Source organism: Halorubrum shenae (assembly GCF_051194165.1).
In the GTDB taxonomy this organism is placed as follows: domain Archaea; phylum Halobacteriota; class Halobacteria; order Halobacteriales; family Haloferacaceae; genus Halorubrum.
Genome location: NZ_JBLZNI010000003.1, coordinates 94,199 through 115,165, shown reverse-complemented (window position 1 = coordinate 115,165; position 20,967 = coordinate 94,199). Strand labels below are relative to the sequence as shown.

Here is a 20,967-nt window from a genome sequence, read left to right as displayed (position 1 = left end):
TTTGATGATAGAAAATAACTCTTAAATCGCCCCGTCGGTCACCAGAAAATCGTACGATGACGCGGAGACGGGACGCCGACGCCGCGACGAACCGACCGACGCGAGGAGTCGAGCCGTGAGCGACGGGCCGACCCTCCGGATCGTCGACGAGCAGGACGACGATCCCGGCGGCGCGGTCCCCGCGCCGCTGCCGCCGGACGACCCCGAGGCGTGGTACGCGCCGGACGTGCGCGCGCAGTACGAACCGGAGCCGGGGGTCGTCGCGACCGTCCGCGAGCGCGACGGCGGCCGATTCGGCTACGACGTGCGCGAACCGCCCCTGTCGGCGGCCGACGAGCGCGCGCTCGGTCGCGTCCGCGATCACTTCTCCGGAGTGCGACACCGGCGCCCGCTCACGCGCGTCGGGGTCGTCGAGCGTGCGGAGGCGGGCTTCGAGCCGAAGTACGAGCGGGCGCTCGACCGGCTGCTCGACGCGAGCGCCGCCGCGCGCCGCCGGATCGACTACCACGCGCTGCGCGACCTCCGGCTCCTCGGTGACGTGACGCCGCTCGCCTTGGACGACCGGATCGAGGTGGCGGACGTGGGCGACGAGCGCGAACTCGTCGTCCACACCGAGACGTTCGCGCCCTTAGAGACCGGTCTCGACGCCGACGCGGAGTACGTCGAACGCGTCGCCGCCGAGCGGCTCGCCCGGTACGCGGTCGGCTTCGCCGGGCTCTCCGTCGAGGTGGTCGTCGCCCGCGAGCGACTGCTCGGCTCCGACGCGTTCGAGACGAAGTACGCCGTCCGGGAGCCCGACCTCCTCCCCGGCGACGAGGCGCTGATCGAGGAGTGCAAAGAACGCATCTGGGAGACGACCGTCAACGGCGTCGTCGACGACCGCGAAGCGTTCGTCGCCGAGCACGCCCGCCGGTTCCTCTCCCGGCGGCTCACCGCGCGCAACACCCGCGCGTGGCTCGGCGCGGCGGCCCACCGGGTCCGGTCCGCGCTGGCCGACCGCGGGCTCGCCGTCCCGCCGGTCGACTCGCGGTACGCCCACGACCGGCTCGACGACCTAGCGTACTACGTGCTGCGCGACTTCGTCGGCGAGGGGATCTTGACGGTCCCGATCCGCGATCCGAACCTGGAGGACGTGGAAGCGAACCGCGTCGGCGAGCGCGTGAAGGTGGTTCCCCGATCCTCGATCTTGGAGGGGGCCGGGGATGAAACGTCCACGGACGCCGGCCGACGCGTCCCGACGAACCTCGCGTTCGACGACGAGACCGCGTTCGTCAACGTCGTCACCGGGCTGGCGGCCCGCGACGGCACCGAACTCAACGCGTCGACGCCGTCGGCGAAGGTGAACCTCGACGTCGAGGGGGTCGACGAGACGATCCGGTGTGCGGTGGCGCTCCCGGTCATCTCGGAGGGCGGCCCGCACGTCTCGATCCGCAAACAGAGCGCGGACGCACTGACCCCCGTCGATCTGGTCGACCGGGGGACGCTCTCCGTCGATCTGGTCACCCTGCTGTGGCTGTTGTACGAACACCGCGGCGTCGTCCTCTTCGCCGGGCCGACCGGCGTTGGAAAGACGACCTTGCTGAACGCGCACACGCCCTTCATCCCGTTCGACGACCGGCCGGTGTCGATCGACGAGGGGTCTCGTGAGGTCCGGGTCCCACACGAGACCGGGGTGTCGCTCACGACGCGTGACCACGAGGACGCGTACAAGGCCGTGAGCATGTCGGAGCTGATGGCCGAAGCGAACTACCTGAACCCCGACGTGGAGGTGATCGCCGAGATCAACACGCCGGCGAGCTTCGAGACGTTCGCTGAGACGCTGAACACGGGCCACGGCGTGATCGGCACCACTCACGCCGAGGACGTGGAGGCGCTCGTCAACCGCGTGATCGAGCGCGGGCTCCCCGCGTATCTCCTCCGCGAGGTCGACCTGGCCGTTTTCCCCCGGCAGGTCGATGGCGAGCGCTACGTGTCGCGGGCGGTCGAACTGCTCTCCGAGGCGGAGTACGAGGCGCTCGACCCGGAGGCCAAGCGGAGTTCGACGGGGAACCCCAAACACGGCGGCGCGGGTGTCATCGACAAGGGGGCAGAGCCGGTGTACTACAACACGGTCGCGTGGCGCGACGCCGACGGCGAGTTCCGGTTCCCGGGCGCTCCCGAGAGCGACGCGCCGACCGCGTCTCGCGGGGGCCGTCGCCTCCACGCGCTCGCTCGTATCGCTGACCACACCGACCGCGACGTCGACGCCGTCGAGTCCGAGTTCGCGTCTAAGCGCCGGTACGTCGAGTACCTCGTCCGCGACGGGGTCGACGACTTCGACGCGCTGTTCGAGTTCCTCGCGGACCTCCGGACCGACGAGGCGGCGACCGTCGAGCGCGCCGCGCGCACGGCCGGCGGGGAGGGGCGACCGTGAGCGGGAACCCGCAGACGGGAACCGACGCCACGGGAGGCCGCCGCGCCCTCGACGCCGCCGAGGCCGACGGATTCACGCGGGAAAGCGGCTCCTCGGTGGTCGACCGCGTGCTGTACGCGCTGTTCGCGCGCCACGCGGGCGACCGCCGGCACGACGCCGACCGGAAGCGGTACCGCGGCACCGCGCTCGACACGGGGTTCGAGACGTACCTGTCTCGGGTGTACGGGCTCTCGTGGGTCGTCTGCGTCGCCGTCATCGTCCCGGCGCTTATCGTCGCCGCGTCGACCGTTCCGGGCGTGCTCGCGGCGGTCGACGCCCGGATCGGCGCGCGCGTCCCGGTTCCGGTCGGATCGCTGTCGCCCGAACGCGTCGCCGTCGTCGCCGCGGGCCTCAGCGGATTCCTCGCGAAGCGTGGCACGGTGGGACTCGGCGGGCTCCATCTCCGGTGGCTCACGGCGACGCGCCGGACCGACATCGAGCGGACTCTCCCCCCTGCGGTCCGCTACCTCGAACTGCTCGCGGCCGGGAGCGACGGTCCCCGCGAGATGGTCGAGAAGGCCGCCGCGAACGACGCGTACGGCGGGACCGCGGCCTCGCTGCGGAAGGCGCTCAACGCCGCGCGGCTCGCCGGGAGCCTCGACGAGGGGCTGCGACGGGTCGCCCGCGACACCCCTTCGCGGGAGCTGCTCGCGCCGTTCCTGCTGAAGTTCCGCAAGCACGCGGCGACCGGTGACGCGGCGCTCGCGGAGTACCTCCGGACGGAGCGCCGGATGCTCGCACACCGGCAGGACCGGGCTCGCAAGCGCGCGCGGCGGTTCTTGGAGCTGCTCACCGAGCTGTTCCTCGTCGTGTTGGTGTTGCCGGCGCTGCTCGTCATCGCGGCGACCGCGCTCACCGTCGTCGTGCCGGAGCTGCTCCCGCCGGTCGACACCCCGGTCGGCGTGGTTCCGACGCGGGCCGTCGTCCTCTACGGCGCCGTCGTCTTCCTCGTCGCCATCGGACTCCTCGGGGCGGTCGCCGTCGGCACCCTCCGCCCGCCGAACCAGCGCGCGAGCTACGATCTGCCGGCGACGCCCCGCGGGATCTTCGCCTCCGCCGGCCGCAACCCCGCGAGCGCCGCGGTCGTCTGTGCGCCGCCCGCGGCCCTCCTGGCGCTCGCGCTCGCGCTCGCCGGGTACACCCTCGTCAACGTCGGGCTGCTCTCGTACGCGACGTTCGCCGTTCCCGTCGGCGCCGTCGCGGGGAGACGCACTCGGATCGACGACGCGAAGGACCGCGAGCTGGCGGACTTCGTCCACGCCGTCTCGGGCCACGTCGCGCAGGGACGACCGTTCCCCGCGGCGGTCGAGGCGGTCGCGCGCGACGCCGACCTCGGCGTCCTCGACGACGACGTGGCCGACCTCGCGTTCGCGCTCCGGTCGACGACCGCGACCGGAGGCGCGGGAGGAACGGTAGAGTCCACCGAGCCGGCGCGCCCGGGCGACGTCCGCGCGGCCGCGATCGATCGGTTCGTCCGGCGCGTCGGGACGCCGCTGGCCGAGGGAACGCTCGGACTCGTCACCGACGCGTTGCACGCCGGGAGCGACGCCGACGCGGTCTTCGAAACGCTTCGGATCGAGGTGGGGCGGCTCTACAGCGAGCAGCGCGCGCTCCGCTCGTCGATGCACCCGTACGTCGCGGTCGGCTGGGCGGCGGCCGCGCTGGTCGCAGCGGTCGTCGCCGTCGTCAACACGCAGGTGATCGACGCCGCGCGACTCGCCGACCTCGCCGCGACCGCCGAGTTCGTCGTCGAACCCGAGACGGTGCTCCCCGACCTGGAGCGCTTCCGGCTGTACGTCGTCACGCAGGCGACGATGCTCGCGTCGGGCTGGTTCGCCGGCACCGCCTCTCGGGGGCGCTACGCGGCGCTGTTGCACTCCGGACTGCTCGTGGCGATCTGTTACGGGGTGTTCACCGCGGGCGGGCTGATGTGAGTAGTGGCGGCGGCGTGGGCGTCGCCGGCGGAGTCGCTCGGGGGAACGGTCGCGAAGCGACTACCCTCGCATCAGTTGGAGTACCTCGTCGACGACCCCCGGTTCGACGGCCACGACGTACCGGCGCCCCGGTGTCAACGTCGTGTCCGGCTTCGAGATCCGGTTACCGTCTTCACCGGAGATGACCAATGTTCCCGCCGGGAAGGCGACGTCTGCGAGCGTTCTCCCGGCCGCGGGTGCGCCCTCGGCGACGCTGATCTCCAGAATCTCGACGTCTCCGGTGACATCGGCCAGGCTCTGGACTACCTCCCCGGTGGTCTTGTTGGCTGCGACGCGTGCGCCCGCCGATTCGGGGTAGACGACGGCGTCCACGAACCGGTCATACGTCTCGTTTGTCTCCCGATCGACGCGGGCGACCGTTCTGATCTCGTCCGTGAGCCGAGTGGCGAGCAGACAGACCGCGAGGTTCAATCCGGTCAGCTCCGTCAGCGCGGCGATGGTGTCCGCGTCATCGATTCCGGCCTGTTCGAGAATGTCCGGATCGGACGCGTCGCCTTGGATCACGGTCGCGATCCACGCGTCGGCGATTTCCTCGACGCGGTCTTCGTCCTGTTCGACGACGGTCACTTTCTCGTCGCGGGCGGCGAGCACCTCGGCCGTATGGAAGCCGACACGGCCGCCCCCGGCGATGATGATGTCTCGTGTCATATCAGTCCTCACCCGAGCCCTCCGCGGCCGGCTGGTCAGCGGATACGTCCGGTCCCTCTTCGACGGTTCCCCGTGCTCTGTACTTGTTGAGCGCGACGTACATCACTGCGCCCGCACCTAACCACCCGACACTGAGCAGCAGCGCGAGCAGGTCCGTCTGAACCAGGAACCTGATCAGTACGACGGCGAGTATCCCGTTCAACACGATCGCCAGTATCGGTGGAATCGGGTAGTAGGGAATCTCGTACGGGCGGTTCATGTTCGGTCGCTCTCGGCGAAGTCTGATCACCGCGACGTTGACGATGATGAACGACAGCAAGAAGAAGAGGCTCGACATGTTGCCCGCGCTCTGCGTGGGGAGGAAGACGGATCCCAGCATGACGACCGCGCTGAGGAGCACCGCGACGAACGGCGTGCCGAACCGGTGGTGGATCTGGCCGATCGACGGCAGTAACTGACCCTCTCGCCCCATCGAGAAGGCGACCCGCGAGGAGGCGATAACGACCGCGTTGAGCGCGGTGATCGTCGAGAACACCGCCCCGAAGACGATGAGCGCGCCGCCGTTCTGGATGAGGGGCACGTCGGTCGGCATAAAGGAGGTCGCCGCCGTCGCGATACCGGCCTCGCCGGCGGCGGCCAGCTCCGAGGCGCCCAGCGTGCCGATCGCCACCGTCACGACCAACAGGTACACGACGACGGTCGCGGCCAGGCTGACGAAAATCGCTTTGGGGATGTTCTCACGTGGGTTTTCGACCTCTTCGGTGACAGTCGTGATGAGGTCGTACCCCTCGAACGCGATGAACGTCAGGCCCATCGCGGGGAGGATGCTGAACGCTCCGGCCCCCTCCGGAAACAGCGGGTCGAAGTTCTGGAAGGTGAAACTGGTCTCGCCGCCGCCACCGGCCGAGAGGAATCCGAACGCGACGAACACGACGAGGATAGACACCTTCACGACCGTGAATATCGTTTCGGCGCTTCCGCTTGCGGCGGTCGACGCCGCGTTCATGGCAACGAGTCCGGCGACCGCCAGAAACGCGAGGAGGAATTTTGCCGGGACTCCCACTCCCAGCAGCGGGAGAACCACCGCGCCGACCTGGTCGGGTGGCGCGACCACGCCGTAGACGTGGAGCAGTTCGAGGAAGTTCGGCGCGAAGCCGAGCGCGTACAGTGCGCCGGCGATCATGTACGCGAACCAGAGCATCCATCCCATGATGAACGAGCCGAAGTCGTCGAAAATCTCCCGCACGAACGCGTATCCGCCACCGCTTTTCGGGATCGCGGACGCCAGTTCCGCGTACGAGAGCCCGGTGAACGCAGTCACGACCCCATTCAGCAGAAAGACGAGCAGTGCGGCCGGCCCAGAGATTTCGGCTGCGAGGCCCGTAAGGACGAAAATACCCGCGCCGATCATCGCGCCCATTCCGATCATCGTCGCGTCCAGCAGGCCCAGTTCGGCCTCCGGTTTCCGCTGGTCGTGACTGCTCATGCGTTCCGCGCCCGAGCTCTGCTTCTGAGAACCGTCATTTCGCGGTTGTGTTAATCATCATGACTGTCTGTATATTAATCTGGTCGCCATAAATCGTATAACCAGCTTTCGAGTACAAAGGTAAAATATCCGTCCCGAAATGTAGAATACCAGTAAACGAGCGTAACCTACAATTATCTGCACCCGGAAAACTCGCGGATGAGCGCGGACCTACGAGTCGTGATCGTCGGCGGTCAACACGTCGGGTATCACGCTGCGCGACAGCTCTCTGAGCGCGGTCACGATGTGGTCATCGTCGAGAAGGACCGCGATCGGGTGGAGTTCCTGAGCGAGCAGTACGACGCGACGATCATTCACGGTGACGGGGGTCGGCGGTCGGTCCTGCAACAAGCCGGTCTCGACCGGAGTGACGTCTTCGCGGCGCTCACCGGCTACGGTGCGATGACGAACATCGGCATCTGTACGATGGCGACGGAGCTCGAACCCGATGTCGGGACGGTCGCGCGGATCGATCACGGCGATCGAGACGAGTACGCCGGGCTCGTCGACCGGGTCGTCTATCCGGAAGAGCTGGCGGCCCACGCGGCGACCAACGAGATCGTCCACGTCGCCGGCGGCGGTGTCCAGACGATCGAGCAGGTGACGGGCAATCTCTCGTTGCTCGAACTCACTGTGGCGGGGGACGCGCCGGTCGCCGACCGTGAACTCCAGGATGTCTCCTTCCCACGGGGTGCGGTCGTCGTCGCCGGACGTGACAGCAACCAGATTCCGGGTCCAGAGATGGTGCTGGAACCCGGGTTTCGGTATTTGGTCGCCGTCAGGACCGGTATCAGCGACGAGATCGTTCGGCTGTTCAGGGGCTGACGCTGGGCCGTTCGCGTTGGTTCCAGATTCCTCGACACCGGCTCCTGCGAGCGGGCTGATGTAGGCGACGGGCCTCGCACCCACCGGTACCAATGGGGAATCCACCGAACAGCAATCCTTATCAGATCTCAGATAAATCGTCGTGTATGGCTGGTCGTTACGGCAATATAGACTACCCGAAGATCACCAAACGCGGCGTCCTGTTCGGGCTCGGACTGTTCCTGATCGGCGCCCTTGGCGAGGCATTCATCCATCTGACGGGCGCGCAGGTGCCCGGCTGGGAGGAGCAGCTCCTCCTCGATCTGGAGTTCCTCGGAACCGCGATCGCGCTTGCCACTCCGTTCGTCTTCGGGATCTTCCTCCCGCTCACCGAGTAGACGCGGGTCAACTTCCGTCTCGCGCACCTGGACGGGCACCCAACACGATCGATCGGGCCAGAAATCTGCCCGATCGGGGCGGCGATCGTCGAGCCAAATACTGATTACCGTGTCGCGTCCACCACTATGGAGAGCATGCCCGAGAAACAGCCGATCCCCGACTGGAACCTCTCCGAGCGGGACACGATCATCCTGCAGGAGCTCGCGCGCGACCCCCAACTCACCTCGCGCGGGCTCCGCGACCTCCTCGACGAGGAATACGATATCGACGTCTCGCACGTCACCGTCAACGAGTCGATCCGGCGGATGCGCGCCGATGGGGTGTTCCGAGAGGCGTTGGTCCCCAACGAGGAGCACCTCTTCTTCTCGCTGTTCGAGTTCCAATTCAACCCGGAGGGGTTCGACGAACACTGGGAAGACGCCCTCGAACACATCCGGTCGAGCCGCCACACGTTCATGTACTTCCTCTCCGACGGCGACTACCAGTGGAAGACGATCATGATGTTCGAGGACCGCGAACAGGAGTCGAAGTGGATCCACGAGTTCTACAAGGAGCACGGCGAGCTCGTCAACAACCTCCGCAACTCCGTCGTGACGAACGTCCTCAAGTTCGGGACCGACCCCGAGCTGTTCGAGGTGTTTCAGGAGGACGACGACGACGAGTGACCGCTGCCATCGACCGCCGGCTCAGTCGAACTCGCCGAACCGCGTGACGGTCTCCAACTCCTCGACTGGCGGGTCCTCAAAGGCGTCCCGCGCGATCGACCGACGGTGGACCTCGTCGGCGCCGTCGACGAGGCGGAACTGCCGGACGTTCTCGTGGAAGCGCGCGATCGGCAGGTCGTGCGCGATCCCGTTGCCGCCGCAGAACTGGAGCGCGTCGTCGATCGCCTCCTGCGTCACGTTCGCCGCGAACGTCTTCGCCATCGCCACCTCGATCCGCGCCTCGTGACCGTCGGCGATCCGCCCGGCGGCGTGCCGGACCATCGTGCGGGCGGCGTGGAGCTCGGTGCGTCGGTCGGCGATCCGGAACCGCGGCCCCTGCTTCTCCGAGAGCGGCTCGCCGAATCCCTCTCGCTCGGAGAGATAGGCGGTCGCGATGTCGAGCGCGCGGTCGGCCATCCCGGCGTACCGCATGCAGTGCGTGAGCCGGGCCGGACCGAGCCGCTGCTGGACGAGCCTGAATCCATCGTTCTCCTCTCCGAGGGTGTTCTCGACCGGCACGCGCACGTCATCGAACCGGATCTCGGCGTGCGTCGTCCCGACCAGCCCCTCGCCGAGGTGCGGGATGTTCCGGACGACCTCGACGCCGTCGGCGTCGGCGGGCACGAGGATGACGGAACAGCCGGCGTACGGGTGCGCCTCCTGGTCGGTACGGGCGAAGACGAGGAAGATCTCGGCCTCCACGCCGCCGGTCGTCCACCACTTGTGGCCGTCGATCACCCACTCGTTGCCGTCTTTCTCGGCGGTCGTCGCCAGCATCTTCGGGTCCGACCCCCCGCCCTGCATGGGCTCGGTCATCGCGAATCCCGAGTCGATCTCCGCGGCCGCCAGCGGGCGGAGCCACCGCTCCTTCTGTGCGTCGGTGGCCGCGATTTCGAGGGTGTGCATGTTCCCCTCGTCGGGGGCCGCACACCGGAGCGCCGCCGGCCCGAGCAGGCTCCGGCCCGCCTCCTCGAACACCGGTAGCATCTCGCGGAACCCAAGTCCGAGCCCTCCGTACTCCTCGTCGACCTGCGGGGCGTAGATCCCCTCGTCGCGCGCGGCGTCGCGCAGCGCCTCGATCTCCGCCGGCGGGATCGGTCCTCGGCCGAGCCACTCCCGCTCGACCGGAAGCACCGTCTCGTCGACGAACTCCCTGACGGCGTCGGCGATCTCCGGCCCGCGACCGATATCGTCGTACTCCATAGCCGTACTTGTTTAGCAATGTAAATAGTAGTTCCGGCGATCTGCTCCCAAAAGGCTATAAATCCCGAGTCTAACCAGTTCTGTATCACAAACTGATTTACAATGTTAGTCAAATACGCCAAAAAAGGTAAAAGCCGTTCGGAACGGTGGTGGCCGGAGGCGGATCGGTCGTGACCGACGCCGACTACCTCGATCGGCTGGTCGACGACGACGCGCTCGGGGCCTACCTGACCGCCGAGTTCGGGCCGGCGGACGCGTTCACCGTCGAGCGACACGCCGAGGGCCACTCCAACGAGACGCTGTTCGTCACGTGGGGCGACCGCGAGCTGGTGGTTCGGCGACCGCCCCCCGGTGAGACGGCCGACACGGCCCACGACGTGCTCCGGGAGCACCGCGTCGTCGACGCGCTCGGCGGCACCGATGTCCCCGTCCCCGAGACGCTCCGCGCCTGCGACGATCACGAGGTCCTCGGCAGCGACTTCTACCTCATGGAGCGCGCCGAGGGCGACGTACTTCGCGAGACCGAGCCGGAGCGCTTCGCGAACCCGGACGCCCGCGAGCGGGTCGGGACCCAGCTCGTCGACACGCTGGCGGCGATCCACGGGGTCGACTACGAGGCGGTCGGGCTCGGCGAGTTCGGTCGCCCCGCGGGGTACACGGCTCGACAGGTCGAGCGGTGGACCGGCCAGCTCGACTGGGCGTTCGAGACGACGACGGCAGTCAGGGACGTCCCCGACCTGATCGCCGTCGGCGAGTGGCTCGCCGACAACGTCCCCGACGACCATCCCGAGTCGCTCGTCCACGGCGACTTCAAGCTCGACAACGTGATGTACGGTCCCGGAACGCCCCCGGAGGTCGTCGCCGTCTTCGACTGGGAGCTGTCGACGCTCGGGGACCCGCTCGCGGACCTCGGCTGGCTGCTCCTGTTCTGGTACGACGAGGGCGATCCGGACCCGGCGATGCCGGAGTTGATGTCGACGTTCACCGCGCGAGAGGGGTATCCGACCCGCGCGGAGCTGATCGAGCGCTACGAGACGACGACGGGACGCAAGTTCGCCCACGAGCGGTTCTACCGCGCGCTCGCGGCCTACAAGATGGCCGGGCTGGGCGAGATGTTCCTCGCGCGGCACCTGAACGACGACAGCGACGACCCGCTGTACCCGAAGATGGAGACGCAGGTGCCCACGCTCGCGGCGCGGACGCTAGCGTACGTCGAGGGAGAAACGGAGCGGCTGTAGGCTCCTCGGCGGGGCCACCGGCGGCGCCGGCTTACCGCGCCGTCCAGCCGCCGTCGGCGGCGAGCGTCTCGCCGGTGACAAAATTCGCCGCGTCGCTGGCGAGGAAGACGGCCGGTCCCGCGATCTCCATCGGATCGGCGAAGCGGTCGAGCGGCGTCCGGTCGAGGATCGACTGCCGAAGTCGCTCGTTTTCCTGCAGCGTCTCCGTGAGGTCAGTCGCGACGTAGCCCGGCGCGACCGCGTTCACCCTCACGTCCGGCGCCCAGTCCATCGCTGCGCTCTTGGTCAACCCGACGAGGCCGTGTTTCGAGGCGACGTACGGGTGCTGTTTCGGGAGGCCGACGACCCCCGCCACGCTGGCGACGTTGACGACGCTCCCCCCGGACTCTTGCAGGTGCGGACCGGCGGCCCGGAGGGTCCGGAACGCCCCCCGCAGGTTCACGTCGAGCACGTCGTCGACGGCGTCGCTCTCGACCTCGCTCGGGTCGCCGAGCGCGCCGCCGGGGTTGAATCCGGCGTTGTTGACGAGCACGTCCAGCGAGCCGAACGCCTCGACGGTCTCCTCGACGAGCGCGTCCACGTCGTCGTCCTCGGTCACGTCGGCGGTGATCCCGCGCGCTTCGACGCCGAGATCGCGGGCCTCGGCGGCGACGGCTTCGACTTCCGCCGCGGTCCGCGCCGAGGGCACGACCGTCGCCCCCGCGGCGGCCATCCCGAGCGCTATCGCCCGCCCGATTCCCCGACCGCCGCCGGTGACGACGGCGACCCGCCCGGAGAGGTCCGGCAGGGCGTCGTCCGGCGTCAGGGAGGTGCCGTCAGTCATTCTCCGCCTCCTTCACCCGGCGCGTACGGCAGTTTCGGCTCCTCGACGGTCTCTCGGAGTGTCTTCTTGTCGAACTTCCCGGTCGCGGTCTTCGGGATCTCTTCGCGGAACCGCACGTCGTCCGGGAGCCACCACCGCGGGAACTCGTCGGCGAGGAACGCCCGGATGCCCTCGACGTCGAGTTCGCGGCCCGCTTTCGGCACGACGAACGCCAGCGGCCGCTCCTGCCAGCGTTCGTGGGCGGCCGCGATCACGACCGCCTCGGCGACGTCCTCGTGCGCCATCAGCGCGTTCTCCAGCTCGATGCTGGAGATCCACTCGCCGCCCGACTTGATCACGTCCTTGACGCGGTCGACGACCTCCATGTACCCGTCTTCGTCGACGGTGGCGATGTCGCCGGTGCGGAGCCACCGGGCCCCGCCGTCGTCGGCCTCGACGAAGTCCGTCGCGTCGGCCTCTGGGCGGTCGTAGTACTCTTCGACGACCGTGGGCCCCCGGACGAGCAGCTCGCCGAACGCCTCGCCGTCCCAGGCGACCGGGTCGTCGTCGTCGTCGACGACCCGCATCTCTAGGCCGGGAGAGAGCAGCCCCTGTTTCGCCCGCTTGGCGAGCTTCGCTTCGCGGTCGGTGTCGGTCATCCCGGAGGTCGGCCGGGAGACGGAGCCGATGCTCATCGTCTCGGTCATCCCCCACGCGTGTTCGATCGTCACGTCGTGTTCGTCCTCGTAGCGACGCATCACTTCCCGGGGCGCCGCGCTCCCGCCGACGACGATCCGCTCCAGCGAGGAGAGGTCGCCGCCGTGTTCGTCGAGGTAATCCAGCACGTCGATCCAGACGGTGGGGACGCCCGCGGTGAGCGTCACGCTCTCCGACTCGATCAGCTCGACGAGGTCGGCCGGGTCTGGCGACGGCCCCGGATACACCTGCTTCGCACCCGCCATCGTCACGGCGTACGGGAACTCCCACGAGTTCACGTGGAACATGGGGACGACGGGCATGACCACGTCGTCCTCGGCGATATCCAGCGCGGCGGGGGTCATCACCATTATCGCGTGGGCGTAGATCATCTTGTGGGTGTATTCGACGCCCTTCGGCTTCCCCGTGGTGCCAGAGGTGTAACACATCCCGGCCGGGTCGTCCTCGGAGAGCGGCGGCCACGACTCCATCGGATCGGCGTCCACGATCAGCTCTTCGAACGCCGACAGCGGCAGGTCGGACTCCGTCTCCGGCACCGAGTCGTCCATGACGACGACCTCGCGGACGCCGTCGATCCGGTCCCACAGCTGGTCGAGCGTCGACACGGCGTCCCGGTCGACGATCAGCACGTCGTCCGCGGCGTCGTTGACGATGTGTTCGACGTAATCGTCCTGTAAGAGGAGATTCACCGTGTGGAGCTGGGCGCCGGAAAGGGGGACCGCGTAGTACGCCTCGAAATGGCGGTGGGTGTTCCACCCGAGCGTTCCGACTCGGTCACCGGGCTCGACGCCAAGCTCCGCGAGCGCGCCCGCGAGCCGCCGGACGCGGTCGCCGAAGTCGGCGTACGTGTATCGGTCGACGCCGTCGTGGGTCCGCGAGACGACCTCCGTCTCCGGGAACAGCCGGGTCGCTCGCCAGAAGAACGGACGGAGCGTGAGCTCCTCAGACATCTGCGGTCCCCACGGAGAGGTACGTTTCGAGGAGATCCTCGCGGTCGCGGATCTCCTCGACGGTGCCGTCGAACACGATCTGTCCGGTGTCCATGATGTAGCCTCGCTCAGCGAGATCGAACGCGAAGTCCACGTTCTGTTCGGTCAACAGCACGGTCACGTTCTCGTCGACGACCGTCTGGACGATCTCCCGGAGGTCGTCGACGATGACCGGTGCGAGCCCCTCGGTGGGCTCGTCTAAGAGGAGCACATCGGGGGCCTGTACCAGCGCCCGGGCGACCGACACCATCTGCTGTTCGCCGCCGCTGAGGTTCTGCCCGTCGCTCTTCCGCAGCGAATCGAGCGCGGGAAACAGCCCGTACATCTCCTCGACCGGACGGGGGTCGCTCGCGAGGTTGTGCGCGAGCCGGAGATTCTCGTGGACGGTCAGGGTGGGAAACACCCGTCTGTCCTCCGGGACGAGCGAGATGCCGAGTTTGTTGATCTCGTCGGGCGACTTGCCCGCGATCTCCTCGCCGCGGTACGTGACCGACCCGGACCGCGGCGGCGACGCGCCCACGATAGAGCGCATCGTCGTCGTTTTCCCGGCGCCGTTGCGCCCGAGCAGCGTCACCACCTCGCCCTCGTCGATCTCGAGTGAGATCCCGTGAAGGACGTGGCTGTTCCCGTAGTACGTGTCGATGTCGTCGACGTCGAGTATCGTCATACGCTATCACTCCCCAAGTACGCCTCGGTCACGCGATCGTCCGTCAACACGTCTTCCGGCGTCCCGTCGGCGAGGATCGCCCCCTCGGCGAGCACGACGATCCGGTCGGAGATGTCGGTGACGACGTCCATGTTGTGTTCGGTCACGACGAACGTGGCGTCTAGGTCCGCGTTGAGCTCGCGGATCAGCGACACGATCTCGGTGACCTCCGTCGGATTCATCCCCGCGGTCGGCTCGTCCATCAGGAAGACGTTCGGTTCGATGGCGAGCGCCAAGGCGATCTCGACGGTCCGCTTCTCGCCGTGACTCAGCGTGTCGCACGGCGTGTCCGCGATGTCGGAGAGTCCCGTCAGCTCCAACAGCTCCTCGATGTCGGCTTCGAGCGCTTCGTCGCCGGTCGCCCGCGATCGGAAGTCGAGTCGCGTCCCCTCGTGGCTGATCCGGGCGACCCGGACGTTCTCGCGGACCGTGAGCCCCTCGAAGATATTCGTTATCTGGTACGAGCGCGAGAGCCCGGCCTGCGCGACTTCGTGCGGCTCCGCGTCGGTGATGTCGGCGAGGCCGCCCTCGTCGTCGTTCCGGAGCCAGATCGACCCCCCGGTCGGCTGGAGCACGCCGGTCAACAGGTTGTAGAACGTGGTCTTTCCGGCCCCGTTCGGGCCGATGATGCTGGTGATCTCGCTGTCGTCGATCTCGATCGAAACGCCGTCGACAGCGGTCAGTTCGCCGAACTGTTTGCGGAGGTCTTCGGTTTTGAGGACGGTCGTCACAAGTCATCACCGCGGTCGGTCTGCGTGTCGTCGTCGGTCGGTGCAGTCGCTTCCCCACCGCCGGAATCGCCGCCGGCGGGGCCGTCGCCGGTACCCGTCTCCTCGCCGTCTCCGAGCAGTCGGTCGCGAAGCAGCAGGAGCCCGCCGACGGTTCCCTGCTTGAAGTACAATACGACGGCGATGAGCAGCGCACCGAAGAACAGCTCCCAGTACGCGTCGAGCGCCGGGAAGCGGCTGATTCCCCAGCGGATGTACAGGAAGATGAACGCGCCCACGATCGGGCCGGAAAAGTACGTCGCCCCGCCGATCACGGTGGCGATGACGGCGACCGCGCTGGTCGACCAGTGCGTCAGCCCCGGGGACGCGACGCTCGCGAGCCCCGCTCGCAACACGCCGGCGATCCCGACTACCGCCGCCGAGACGATAAACGTCATCCAGCGGTGGTGTCTGACGTCGACGCCGAGCGCCGACGCCCGGTCGGGGCTCTCACGTATCGCCTTGCAGACGGTCCCGAACGGGGAGTTGACGACGCGCCACGTTCCGTACGTCGCGGCGAGCACGACGACGACGGTGAGCGCGTAGTACGTCCGACGAGCGCCGATTCGGAAGCTCCCGCCGCCGATGTCGACGCTCCCCAGCAGGACGATGATCCCGTCGGTCCCGTTCGTCAGTCCCGCCGGGTCCTGGATAATCAGCGAGTAGCCCAACATCCCGAACGCGAGCGTGATCAACGCGAAGTAAATCTCCTCCAACCGAACGCTGAGCCACCCGACCGGCACCGCGATGACCACGACGAGCGCCAGGCCGACGGCGCCGCCGACAACGAACGTGACGAGCGGGGAGATTCCGGACCCGACGACGTCCGCGATCACCGGGCTCAGGTCTCGCAACACGATGGCGACCCCGTACGCACCGCCCGCGTAGAACAGGCCGTGGCCGAACGACAGCAGGCCGGTGTAGCCGTACAGCAGGTTGAATCCGAGCGCGAACAGCGCCACGACGAGGAAGTCGGTGAACAGGTAGACCTGGAAGGACGGCCCGAACGCCAACAGGACCAGGCCGAGCGCGGCGAGGACCCCGAACCGCTCGCGGGTCCAGCCGTCGGCGACGGCCGAGCCGAACTCGCGGACGCGGCCGCCGGTGTCCGTCGATGCGCTCATTCGCCGAGCCCCCCGAAGAGTCCCTCAGGACGGAACAGCAACACGATCACCATCGCGAGAAACGGGATCGCGATGCTGCCGGCGCTGATGAACTGCGGCCCGAGACTCTGCATCATACCGATGAGCATCGCGCCGACGAACGCCCCGCTCATGGAGCCGAGCCCGCCGATGACGACGACGATGAACGCATCGATGATTACCTGATCGCCGAGCGCCGGACTGGTCGACTGCAGCGGCGAGGACAGCGCGCCGCCGAGCCCGGCCAGCACGCTCCCGAGGAAGAAGACCCCGGTGTACAGGCGCGGCACGTCGACGCCGAGCATCGACGCCATCTCCCGATCCGAGGAGGTGCCCCGTACCAGCGAGCCGAAGTACGTTCGGGTGATAAACAGCCAGAGGCCGATCAACACCGCGACTGCGAGGCCGATGACCACTAACCGGTACGCGCCGAAGGTGCTCCCGCCGAGCGAGACCGAGAAGTCGAACAGGGCGGGCGGGTCCACCGAGTACGACCCCGATCCCCAGATGAACCGGACCGTCTCGTGAATGATGAGCACGAATCCGAACGTGACGATAAGCTGGTCGAGATCGGCGTCGGCTCGGTCGTACAGCGGTCGGATCACCGCGAACTCGATGGCGGCACCGACGACCCCCACCGCGAGGGCGCCGACGACGACGGCGAGCCAGAAGTTGTCGACGACGTTCGTCACGACGGCGAGGGTGACGTACGCGCCGAGCATGTAGAAGCCGCCGTGCGCGAAGTTGAGGACGCCGAGCACGCCGAAGATGAGACTCAGTCCGACGGCGATCAGGAAGAGCCGACTGCCGAGGCTCAGCCCGATGACGACGTCGGCGACGCCGATCAGTGGAACGAGAGACGATAGGCTCATGGAAAACACGTCGGGGACCGGTTAGATGCCCGCCGGGAGGTCGGAGTCGCCGAGCGCCTCCTCCAGCTCGTCGGGACCGGCATCGTACCTGTTCACGGGGTCGAGCACGTTGCTCTCCCACTCCTCGTCGTACGAGACGGTCCCCCAGATGGACGACACCGTCGCCTGATTCGTCTCGCTGAACTGGTAGTCGCCGACCGGACCGGAGTACTCCATCCCGGTGAACTCCTCGACGAGTGCGTCGGCTTCGGTGCTCCCGGCCGACTCGATGGCCTCCTTGTACAGGTAGACGGCGCGGTACGCGCCCTCGGCGTTGTACGTGGGGAGCGTGTCGTACTCCTCGTAGTACGCGTCGCGGAACTCGTTGTTCGCCTCGGTGTCGGGGACGAACGGGTCGTACCGCGTCGAGGCGTACTCGCCCTCCGGGAGCGGGTTTCCGTCGCTCGCGAGGTCGGTCCCCATCCCGACGCTGAACAGCGTGTGGTCGATCTGGTCGAACCAGCCCGCGTCCTCCGCCTGTCCGATAAACGTGGTGAGGTCGGCGCCCCACAGCGGCGTGATCACGGCGTCCGGCTCGGCGTCGAGGATCGAGCTGATGTACGGCGTGTAGTCGCCCGTCGTCAGCGGCGGGAACTGCTCGGCCGTGAACTCGGCGTCGACACCGAGACCCGCACAGAACTCCTGGAAGTAGTCCCACGTCTCGTAGCCGAACGCGTAGTCGGGACCGATCGTCGCCCACTCCGTGGCGTCGAGGTCGGCCGCTGTCCGTGCGGCCCCGTAGATGTCCTGCGTGAGGCTGTTGGAGTCTCGGAACACGTACTCGTTGCCGACGGAGTTCTCGTGTTCGCCTTCGGGCGAGGTCACGAACGGCGTCGCCGCGTGCGTGATCATGAACGGCATCTGGAGCTGTGCCACCTGCGGCGCGACGGCCTGCGCGACGCCGCTGGAGTCGAGCCCGAACAGCCCGTCGACGTCGTCCTCCTCGACGAGGCTCCGCAGCTGCTGGATCGCCGTGTCGGCGCTCGCCTCGGTGTCCCGGACGATCACCTCCACGTCGCGCCCGTCGATGCCGCCGTTGTCGTTGATCTCCGACTGGGCCATCTCGAGGCCCTGCTCGGCCGCCTCGCCGTACAGCGAGGCGAACCCGGAGAGGATGTACGTTGCGCCTAGCGTCACCGGCCCGTCGTCGCCGCTCCCGCCCGAGCAACCCGCCAACGAGACTGCCGCACCGGCGCCGGCGGCCTGCAGGAATCGTCGTCGACCGATCGGTAGTCGGCTTTCCGAACTCGACTCTACAGCCCCACTTCGGTTTCGCTTGTTTTCGACATTCGGACTTCCAGTTACCATTGTTAACGATTATCCGTGAGTGTCCACTCCATATAAATATGCAGGTCAATCACACGCGTTTCAGTGCCCTCGAACGTCGGCTAGCCGTCACTCGCTGTGTCACGGCTGTGCCGTCGGGCCTCAACGTCCAGCGAGCCCGGATCCCGATCGATTAAAGTCGACTTGTGCTAATCAACCGCTAGTGGTTGTTATCGACCGGACGGGCGACGGACGCGATCGACCGGCGCAGAACCTCGACCGAGTACTTCGCCGATCGGGGCGACGAGGGGGTGCGGCGTGACCGACGTAACGCTCGCGGTCGTCGCAGGGACGACCGCGACCGCCGCGATCGACGGGATCAGCGCCGCGGGCGCGGATCCTGAGCTGCGGAAACACACCCCGAGCGCCGATCTCGAGATCGTCGCCGACGGTCGGCCGGCCCCCGACTCGGCCGTCCCGGTCAGCCCCTCGGGCTGTCCGACCCCCGCGGTCGTCACCCGGGCCGTACGCGAGCTCGTCGGGTTCGACTTCGTCGGTATCGACGCCGGACTCGTGGTCCCGACGACGCCGACGGAGGCGTCGATCCTCGACGCGGGCGCCGCGCCCGGCGGCGACGTGCGCGACCCGGTGCCCGTCCCGGACGCGGCAGCGATTTTTAAGCGGGCGCGCGGGCTGGTGCCGGAGATCGTCGAGGGTCGAACCGACGCTTCCGACGGCGACGACGACGACGTCGACCGAGAACTCCTCGTCGCCGAGACGATTCCCGGCGGCACGACGACCGCGCTCGGCGCCCTCACCGCGCTCGGCGAGCGACCGGCGGTCTCCTCGTCGCTGCCGGCGAACCCCCTCGGGACCAAGCGCGCGGTCGTCGACGAGGGGCTGGGCGCGAGTGGACTCGCCGCCGGCGACGCGGCCGGCGATCCGCTCGACGCGCTCCGGCTGATGGGCGACCCCGTACTCGCCGCGGCCGCCGGCCTCGTGGTCGGCGCGGTCGAGCGCGGGGTGCCGGTCACGCTCGCGGGCGGCACCCAGCTGGCGACGGTCGCCGCGCTCGCCCGGCACGCGGGCGTGGAGGACCGGCTCCCGCTCGCGACGACCTCGTTCGTCGCCGACGACCCCTCTGCCGACGTGAGCGCGCTCGCGGACGACCTCGGGCTGGCGCTCGCCGCGACCGACCCGGCCTTCGACGAGAGCGACCACCCGGCGATGGCGGCGTATGCCCGCGGCGAGGCGAAAGAGGGCGTCGGGATGGGCGGCGCGCTGGCGCTCTCCGAGCGCGCCGGCGTCCCCGCGAGCGACGTTCGCGAGCGGATCGCGGCGCTCACCGACCGCCTGCTGGCCGAGCGGGAGTCCCCGACATGAAGGGCTTCGTCCTCGGCGGTACCGCCTCCGGCGTCGGCAAGACGGTTGCGACCCTCGCGGCGATCCGGGCGCTGGAAAACGCCGGCCACGCCGTCCAGCCGGCGAAGGCCGGCCCCGACTTCATCGACCCGAGCCACCACGAGCGCGTGGCGGGGCGCCCCTCGCGCACGCTCGACCTGTGGCTGCAGGGCGCGGACGGGCTCCGCCGGAACTACGCCCGCGGCGAGGGCGACGTCTGCGTCGTCGAGGGCGTGATGGGACTGTACGACGGCGACGAGTCGAGCACGGCCGCGGTCGCCGAGGCGCTCGATCTCCCGGTCGTGTTCGTGGTCGACGCGAGCGCCGGGATGGAGAGCGTGGCGGCGACCGCGCTCGGGTTCCGGGCGTACGCCGCCCGGATCGGGCGCGATATCGACGTGGCCGGGGTGGTCGCCCAGCGGGCGCACGGCGGGCGCCACGCCGACGGGATCCGCGAGGCGCTCCCGGACGAGATGGCCTACTTCGGCCGGATCCCGCCGAACGACGACCTCGACGTGCCCGACCGCCACCTCGGCCTCCACATGGGCGACGAGTCCCCCGTGCCCGACGACGCGCTCGACGCGGCCGCGGAGGGGCTCCGGACCCAGCGGCTGGCGGCCATCGCTCGGGAGCCGGCGGGTGCGGCGGAGCCGAACGGGACGGGACGACCGGTCGAACCGACCGACGACGACCGCCCCTGCGTCGCGGTCGCCCGCGACGACGCCTTTCGGTTCGCGTATCCGGCGACGATCGAACGCCTGCGCGAGCGGGCGACGGTCGAGTCGTTCTCTCCGGTCGCGGGCGACCCCCTCCCGCCCTGCGACGGCGTCTACCTCCCCGGCGGCTACCCGGAGCTCCACGCCGCGGAGCTCGCGGAGAGCCCGGCGCTCGACGATATCGCGAGCGCGGCCGCCGAGGGGACCCCCGTATTCGGCGAGTGCGGCGGACTGATGGCGCTCGCCGAGTCGCTGACGACGGTCGAGGGCGAGACCCACGCGATGGCGGGCGTCCTCCCGGCCGACGTGCGCATGCGCGACCGGTATCAAGCGCTCGACCACGTCGAGCTGCGGGCGACGCGAGACGCGCCGACGGCGTCGACGGGAACGACGCTGCGCGGCCACGAGTTCCACTACTCGGACGCCGCGGTCGCGAGCGACGCCCGGTTCGCCTTCGACGTCGAGCGCGGGGCCGGGATCGACGGCGACCGCGACGGCCTGATCGAACACCGAACGCTCGGAACGTACGCCCACGTCCACCCGGCAAGCGGGGCGTTCGACGCGTTCCTCGACGAGATCTGAT

Annotated in this window: 18 protein-coding genes; 8 read left to right on the top strand and 10 right to left on the bottom strand. The window is 68.7% G+C overall.

The genetic code is table 11. The annotated features are described in order from the left end of the window. Nucleotides 1-115: 115 nt before the first annotated feature. Together ACNS88_RS05350 and ACNS88_RS05345 are read left to right on the top strand one after the other, a co-directional pair. Nucleotides 116-2,413: a type II/IV secretion system ATPase subunit gene (locus tag ACNS88_RS05350; RefSeq protein WP_435094638.1), complete on the top strand. Its 2,298-nt coding sequence runs from the start codon at nt 116-118 to the stop codon at nt 2,411-2,413. After that, nucleotides 2,410-4,386 carry a type II secretion system F family protein gene (locus ACNS88_RS05345; RefSeq protein WP_435094636.1) on the top strand — a complete coding sequence of 659 codons (1,977 nt, stop codon included), beginning with the start codon at nt 2,410-2,412 and terminating at the stop codon, nt 4,384-4,386. The genes ACNS88_RS05350 and ACNS88_RS05345 overlap by 4 nt, the downstream gene beginning before the upstream one ends. A gap of 60 nt (nt 4,387-4,446) precedes the next feature. On the opposite strand, the gene ACNS88_RS05340 is transcribed toward ACNS88_RS05345, so the two are convergent. After that, a complete protein-coding gene (locus tag ACNS88_RS05340; RefSeq protein WP_435094634.1) occupies nt 4,447-5,094 on the bottom strand; it encodes a potassium channel family protein in 648 nt (215 codons plus the stop codon). A gap of 1 nt (nt 5,095) precedes the next feature. Continuing rightward, complete coding sequence (locus tag ACNS88_RS05335; RefSeq protein ID WP_435094632.1) at nt 5,096-6,580, bottom strand: APC family permease; 1,485 nt, start codon at nt 6,578-6,580, stop codon at nt 5,096-5,098. A gap of 198 nt (nt 6,581-6,778) precedes the next feature. Between ACNS88_RS05335 and ACNS88_RS05330 the strand changes: the two genes are divergently transcribed. The 3 genes from ACNS88_RS05330 to ACNS88_RS05320 all read left to right on the top strand — a co-directional run bounded on the left by ACNS88_RS05330 (nt 6,779) and on the right by ACNS88_RS05320 (nt 8,487). Then, on the top strand, nt 6,779-7,444 hold the full coding sequence (locus ACNS88_RS05330; RefSeq protein WP_435094630.1) for a potassium channel family protein: 666 nt from the start codon (nt 6,779-6,781) through the stop codon (nt 7,442-7,444). Nucleotides 7,445-7,590: 146 nt separating this feature from the next. After that, complete coding sequence (locus tag ACNS88_RS05325; protein WP_435094628.1) at nt 7,591-7,821, top strand: DUF7860 family protein; 231 nt, start codon at nt 7,591-7,593, stop codon at nt 7,819-7,821. Nucleotides 7,822-7,956: 135 nt separating this feature from the next. Continuing rightward, nucleotides 7,957-8,487 (top strand): winged helix-turn-helix domain-containing protein, encoded by a 531-nt coding sequence (locus ACNS88_RS05320; RefSeq protein WP_435094626.1) that lies wholly within the window; start codon nt 7,957-7,959, stop codon nt 8,485-8,487. A 21-nt stretch (nt 8,488-8,508) separates the two neighbouring features. Here the strand turns inward: ACNS88_RS05320 and ACNS88_RS05315 are convergent, their stop codons facing one another. After that, nucleotides 8,509-9,729: an acyl-CoA dehydrogenase family protein gene (locus tag ACNS88_RS05315; protein WP_435094624.1), complete on the bottom strand. Its 1,221-nt coding sequence runs from the start codon at nt 9,727-9,729 to the stop codon at nt 8,509-8,511. Nucleotides 9,730-9,899: 170 nt separating this feature from the next. On the opposite strand from ACNS88_RS05315, the gene ACNS88_RS05310 reads away from it, so the two are divergent. Beyond that, nucleotides 9,900-10,967, top strand: a complete 1,068-nt coding sequence (locus tag ACNS88_RS05310) for a phosphotransferase family protein (RefSeq protein ID WP_435094622.1) — start codon at nt 9,900-9,902, stop codon at nt 10,965-10,967. A gap of 31 nt (nt 10,968-10,998) precedes the next feature. Here the strand turns inward: ACNS88_RS05310 and ACNS88_RS05305 are convergent, their stop codons facing one another. Genes ACNS88_RS05305 through ACNS88_RS05275 form a run of 7 tightly spaced genes read right to left on the bottom strand, consistent with a single transcriptional unit; the run spans nt 10,999 to nt 18,309 of the window. Continuing rightward, a complete protein-coding gene (locus tag ACNS88_RS05305; protein ID WP_435094620.1) occupies nt 10,999-11,790 on the bottom strand; it encodes an SDR family NAD(P)-dependent oxidoreductase in 792 nt (263 codons plus the stop codon). Then, nucleotides 11,787-13,436: a long-chain fatty acid--CoA ligase gene (locus ACNS88_RS05300; protein WP_435094618.1), complete on the bottom strand. Its 1,650-nt coding sequence runs from the start codon at nt 13,434-13,436 to the stop codon at nt 11,787-11,789. Before ACNS88_RS05300 ends, ACNS88_RS05305 begins: the two co-directional genes overlap by 4 nt. Next, a complete protein-coding gene (locus ACNS88_RS05295) occupies nt 13,429-14,142 on the bottom strand; it encodes an ABC transporter ATP-binding protein (protein ID WP_435094617.1) in 714 nt (237 codons plus the stop codon). The genes ACNS88_RS05300 and ACNS88_RS05295 overlap by 8 nt, the downstream gene beginning before the upstream one ends. After that, on the bottom strand, nt 14,139-14,912 hold the full coding sequence (locus tag ACNS88_RS05290) for an ABC transporter ATP-binding protein (RefSeq protein WP_435094616.1): 774 nt from the start codon (nt 14,910-14,912) through the stop codon (nt 14,139-14,141). The genes ACNS88_RS05295 and ACNS88_RS05290 overlap by 4 nt, the downstream gene beginning before the upstream one ends. Further along, on the bottom strand, nt 14,909-16,072 hold the full coding sequence (locus tag ACNS88_RS05285) for a branched-chain amino acid ABC transporter permease (RefSeq protein WP_435094615.1): 1,164 nt from the start codon (nt 16,070-16,072) through the stop codon (nt 14,909-14,911). Before ACNS88_RS05285 ends, ACNS88_RS05290 begins: the two co-directional genes overlap by 4 nt. Continuing rightward, entirely contained in the window at nt 16,069-16,962 is an 894-nt protein-coding gene (locus ACNS88_RS05280) for a branched-chain amino acid ABC transporter permease (protein ID WP_435094613.1), read from the bottom strand. The genes ACNS88_RS05285 and ACNS88_RS05280 overlap by 4 nt, the downstream gene beginning before the upstream one ends. A 21-nt stretch (nt 16,963-16,983) precedes the next feature. Continuing rightward, entirely contained in the window at nt 16,984-18,309 is a 1,326-nt protein-coding gene (locus tag ACNS88_RS05275; RefSeq protein ID WP_435094611.1) for an ABC transporter substrate-binding protein, read from the bottom strand. A 276-nt stretch (nt 18,310-18,585) separates the two neighbouring features. On the opposite strand from ACNS88_RS05275, the gene ACNS88_RS05270 reads away from it, so the two are divergent. Beyond that, complete coding sequence (locus tag ACNS88_RS05270) at nt 18,586-19,650, top strand: nicotinate-nucleotide--dimethylbenzimidazole phosphoribosyltransferase (protein WP_435094609.1); 1,065 nt, start codon at nt 18,586-18,588, stop codon at nt 19,648-19,650. After that, nucleotides 19,647-20,966, top strand: coding sequence for a cobyrinic acid a,c-diamide synthase (locus tag ACNS88_RS05265; protein ID WP_435094607.1), 1,320 nt, complete (start codon nt 19,647-19,649; stop codon nt 20,964-20,966). Before ACNS88_RS05270 ends, ACNS88_RS05265 begins: the two co-directional genes overlap by 4 nt. The last annotated feature ends 1 nt before the right edge of the window (nt 20,967 follow it).

Excerpts from the sequence above, each read along its gene's own strand:
- ACNS88_RS05340 (WP_435094634.1), bottom strand. The coding sequence starts at position 5,094 with ATGACACGAGACATCATCATCGCCGGGGGCGGCCGTGTCGGCTTCCAT.
- ACNS88_RS05335 (WP_435094632.1), bottom strand. The coding sequence starts at position 6,580 with ATGAGCAGTCACGACCAGCGGAAACCGGAGGCCGAACTGGGCCTGCTG.
- ACNS88_RS05330 (WP_435094630.1), top strand. The coding sequence starts at position 6,779 with ATGAGCGCGGACCTACGAGTCGTGATCGTCGGCGGTCAACACGTCGGG.
- ACNS88_RS05325 (WP_435094628.1), top strand. The coding sequence starts at position 7,591 with ATGGCTGGTCGTTACGGCAATATAGACTACCCGAAGATCACCAAACGC.
- ACNS88_RS05320 (WP_435094626.1), top strand. The coding sequence starts at position 7,957 with ATGCCCGAGAAACAGCCGATCCCCGACTGGAACCTCTCCGAGCGGGAC.
- ACNS88_RS05315 (WP_435094624.1), bottom strand. The coding sequence starts at position 9,729 with ATGGAGTACGACGATATCGGTCGCGGGCCGGAGATCGCCGACGCCGTC.
- ACNS88_RS05305 (WP_435094620.1), bottom strand. The coding sequence starts at position 11,790 with ATGACTGACGGCACCTCCCTGACGCCGGACGACGCCCTGCCGGACCTC.
- ACNS88_RS05300 (WP_435094618.1), bottom strand. The coding sequence starts at position 13,436 with ATGTCTGAGGAGCTCACGCTCCGTCCGTTCTTCTGGCGAGCGACCCGG.
- ACNS88_RS05295 (WP_435094617.1), bottom strand. The coding sequence starts at position 14,142 with ATGACGATACTCGACGTCGACGACATCGACACGTACTACGGGAACAGC.
- ACNS88_RS05285 (WP_435094615.1), bottom strand. The coding sequence starts at position 16,072 with ATGAGCGCATCGACGGACACCGGCGGCCGCGTCCGCGAGTTCGGCTCG.
- ACNS88_RS05280 (WP_435094613.1), bottom strand. The coding sequence starts at position 16,962 with ATGAGCCTATCGTCTCTCGTTCCACTGATCGGCGTCGCCGACGTCGTC.
- ACNS88_RS05275 (WP_435094611.1), bottom strand. The coding sequence starts at position 18,309 with ATGGTAACTGGAAGTCCGAATGTCGAAAACAAGCGAAACCGAAGTGGG.
- ACNS88_RS05265 (WP_435094607.1), top strand. The coding sequence starts at position 19,647 with ATGAAGGGCTTCGTCCTCGGCGGTACCGCCTCCGGCGTCGGCAAGACG.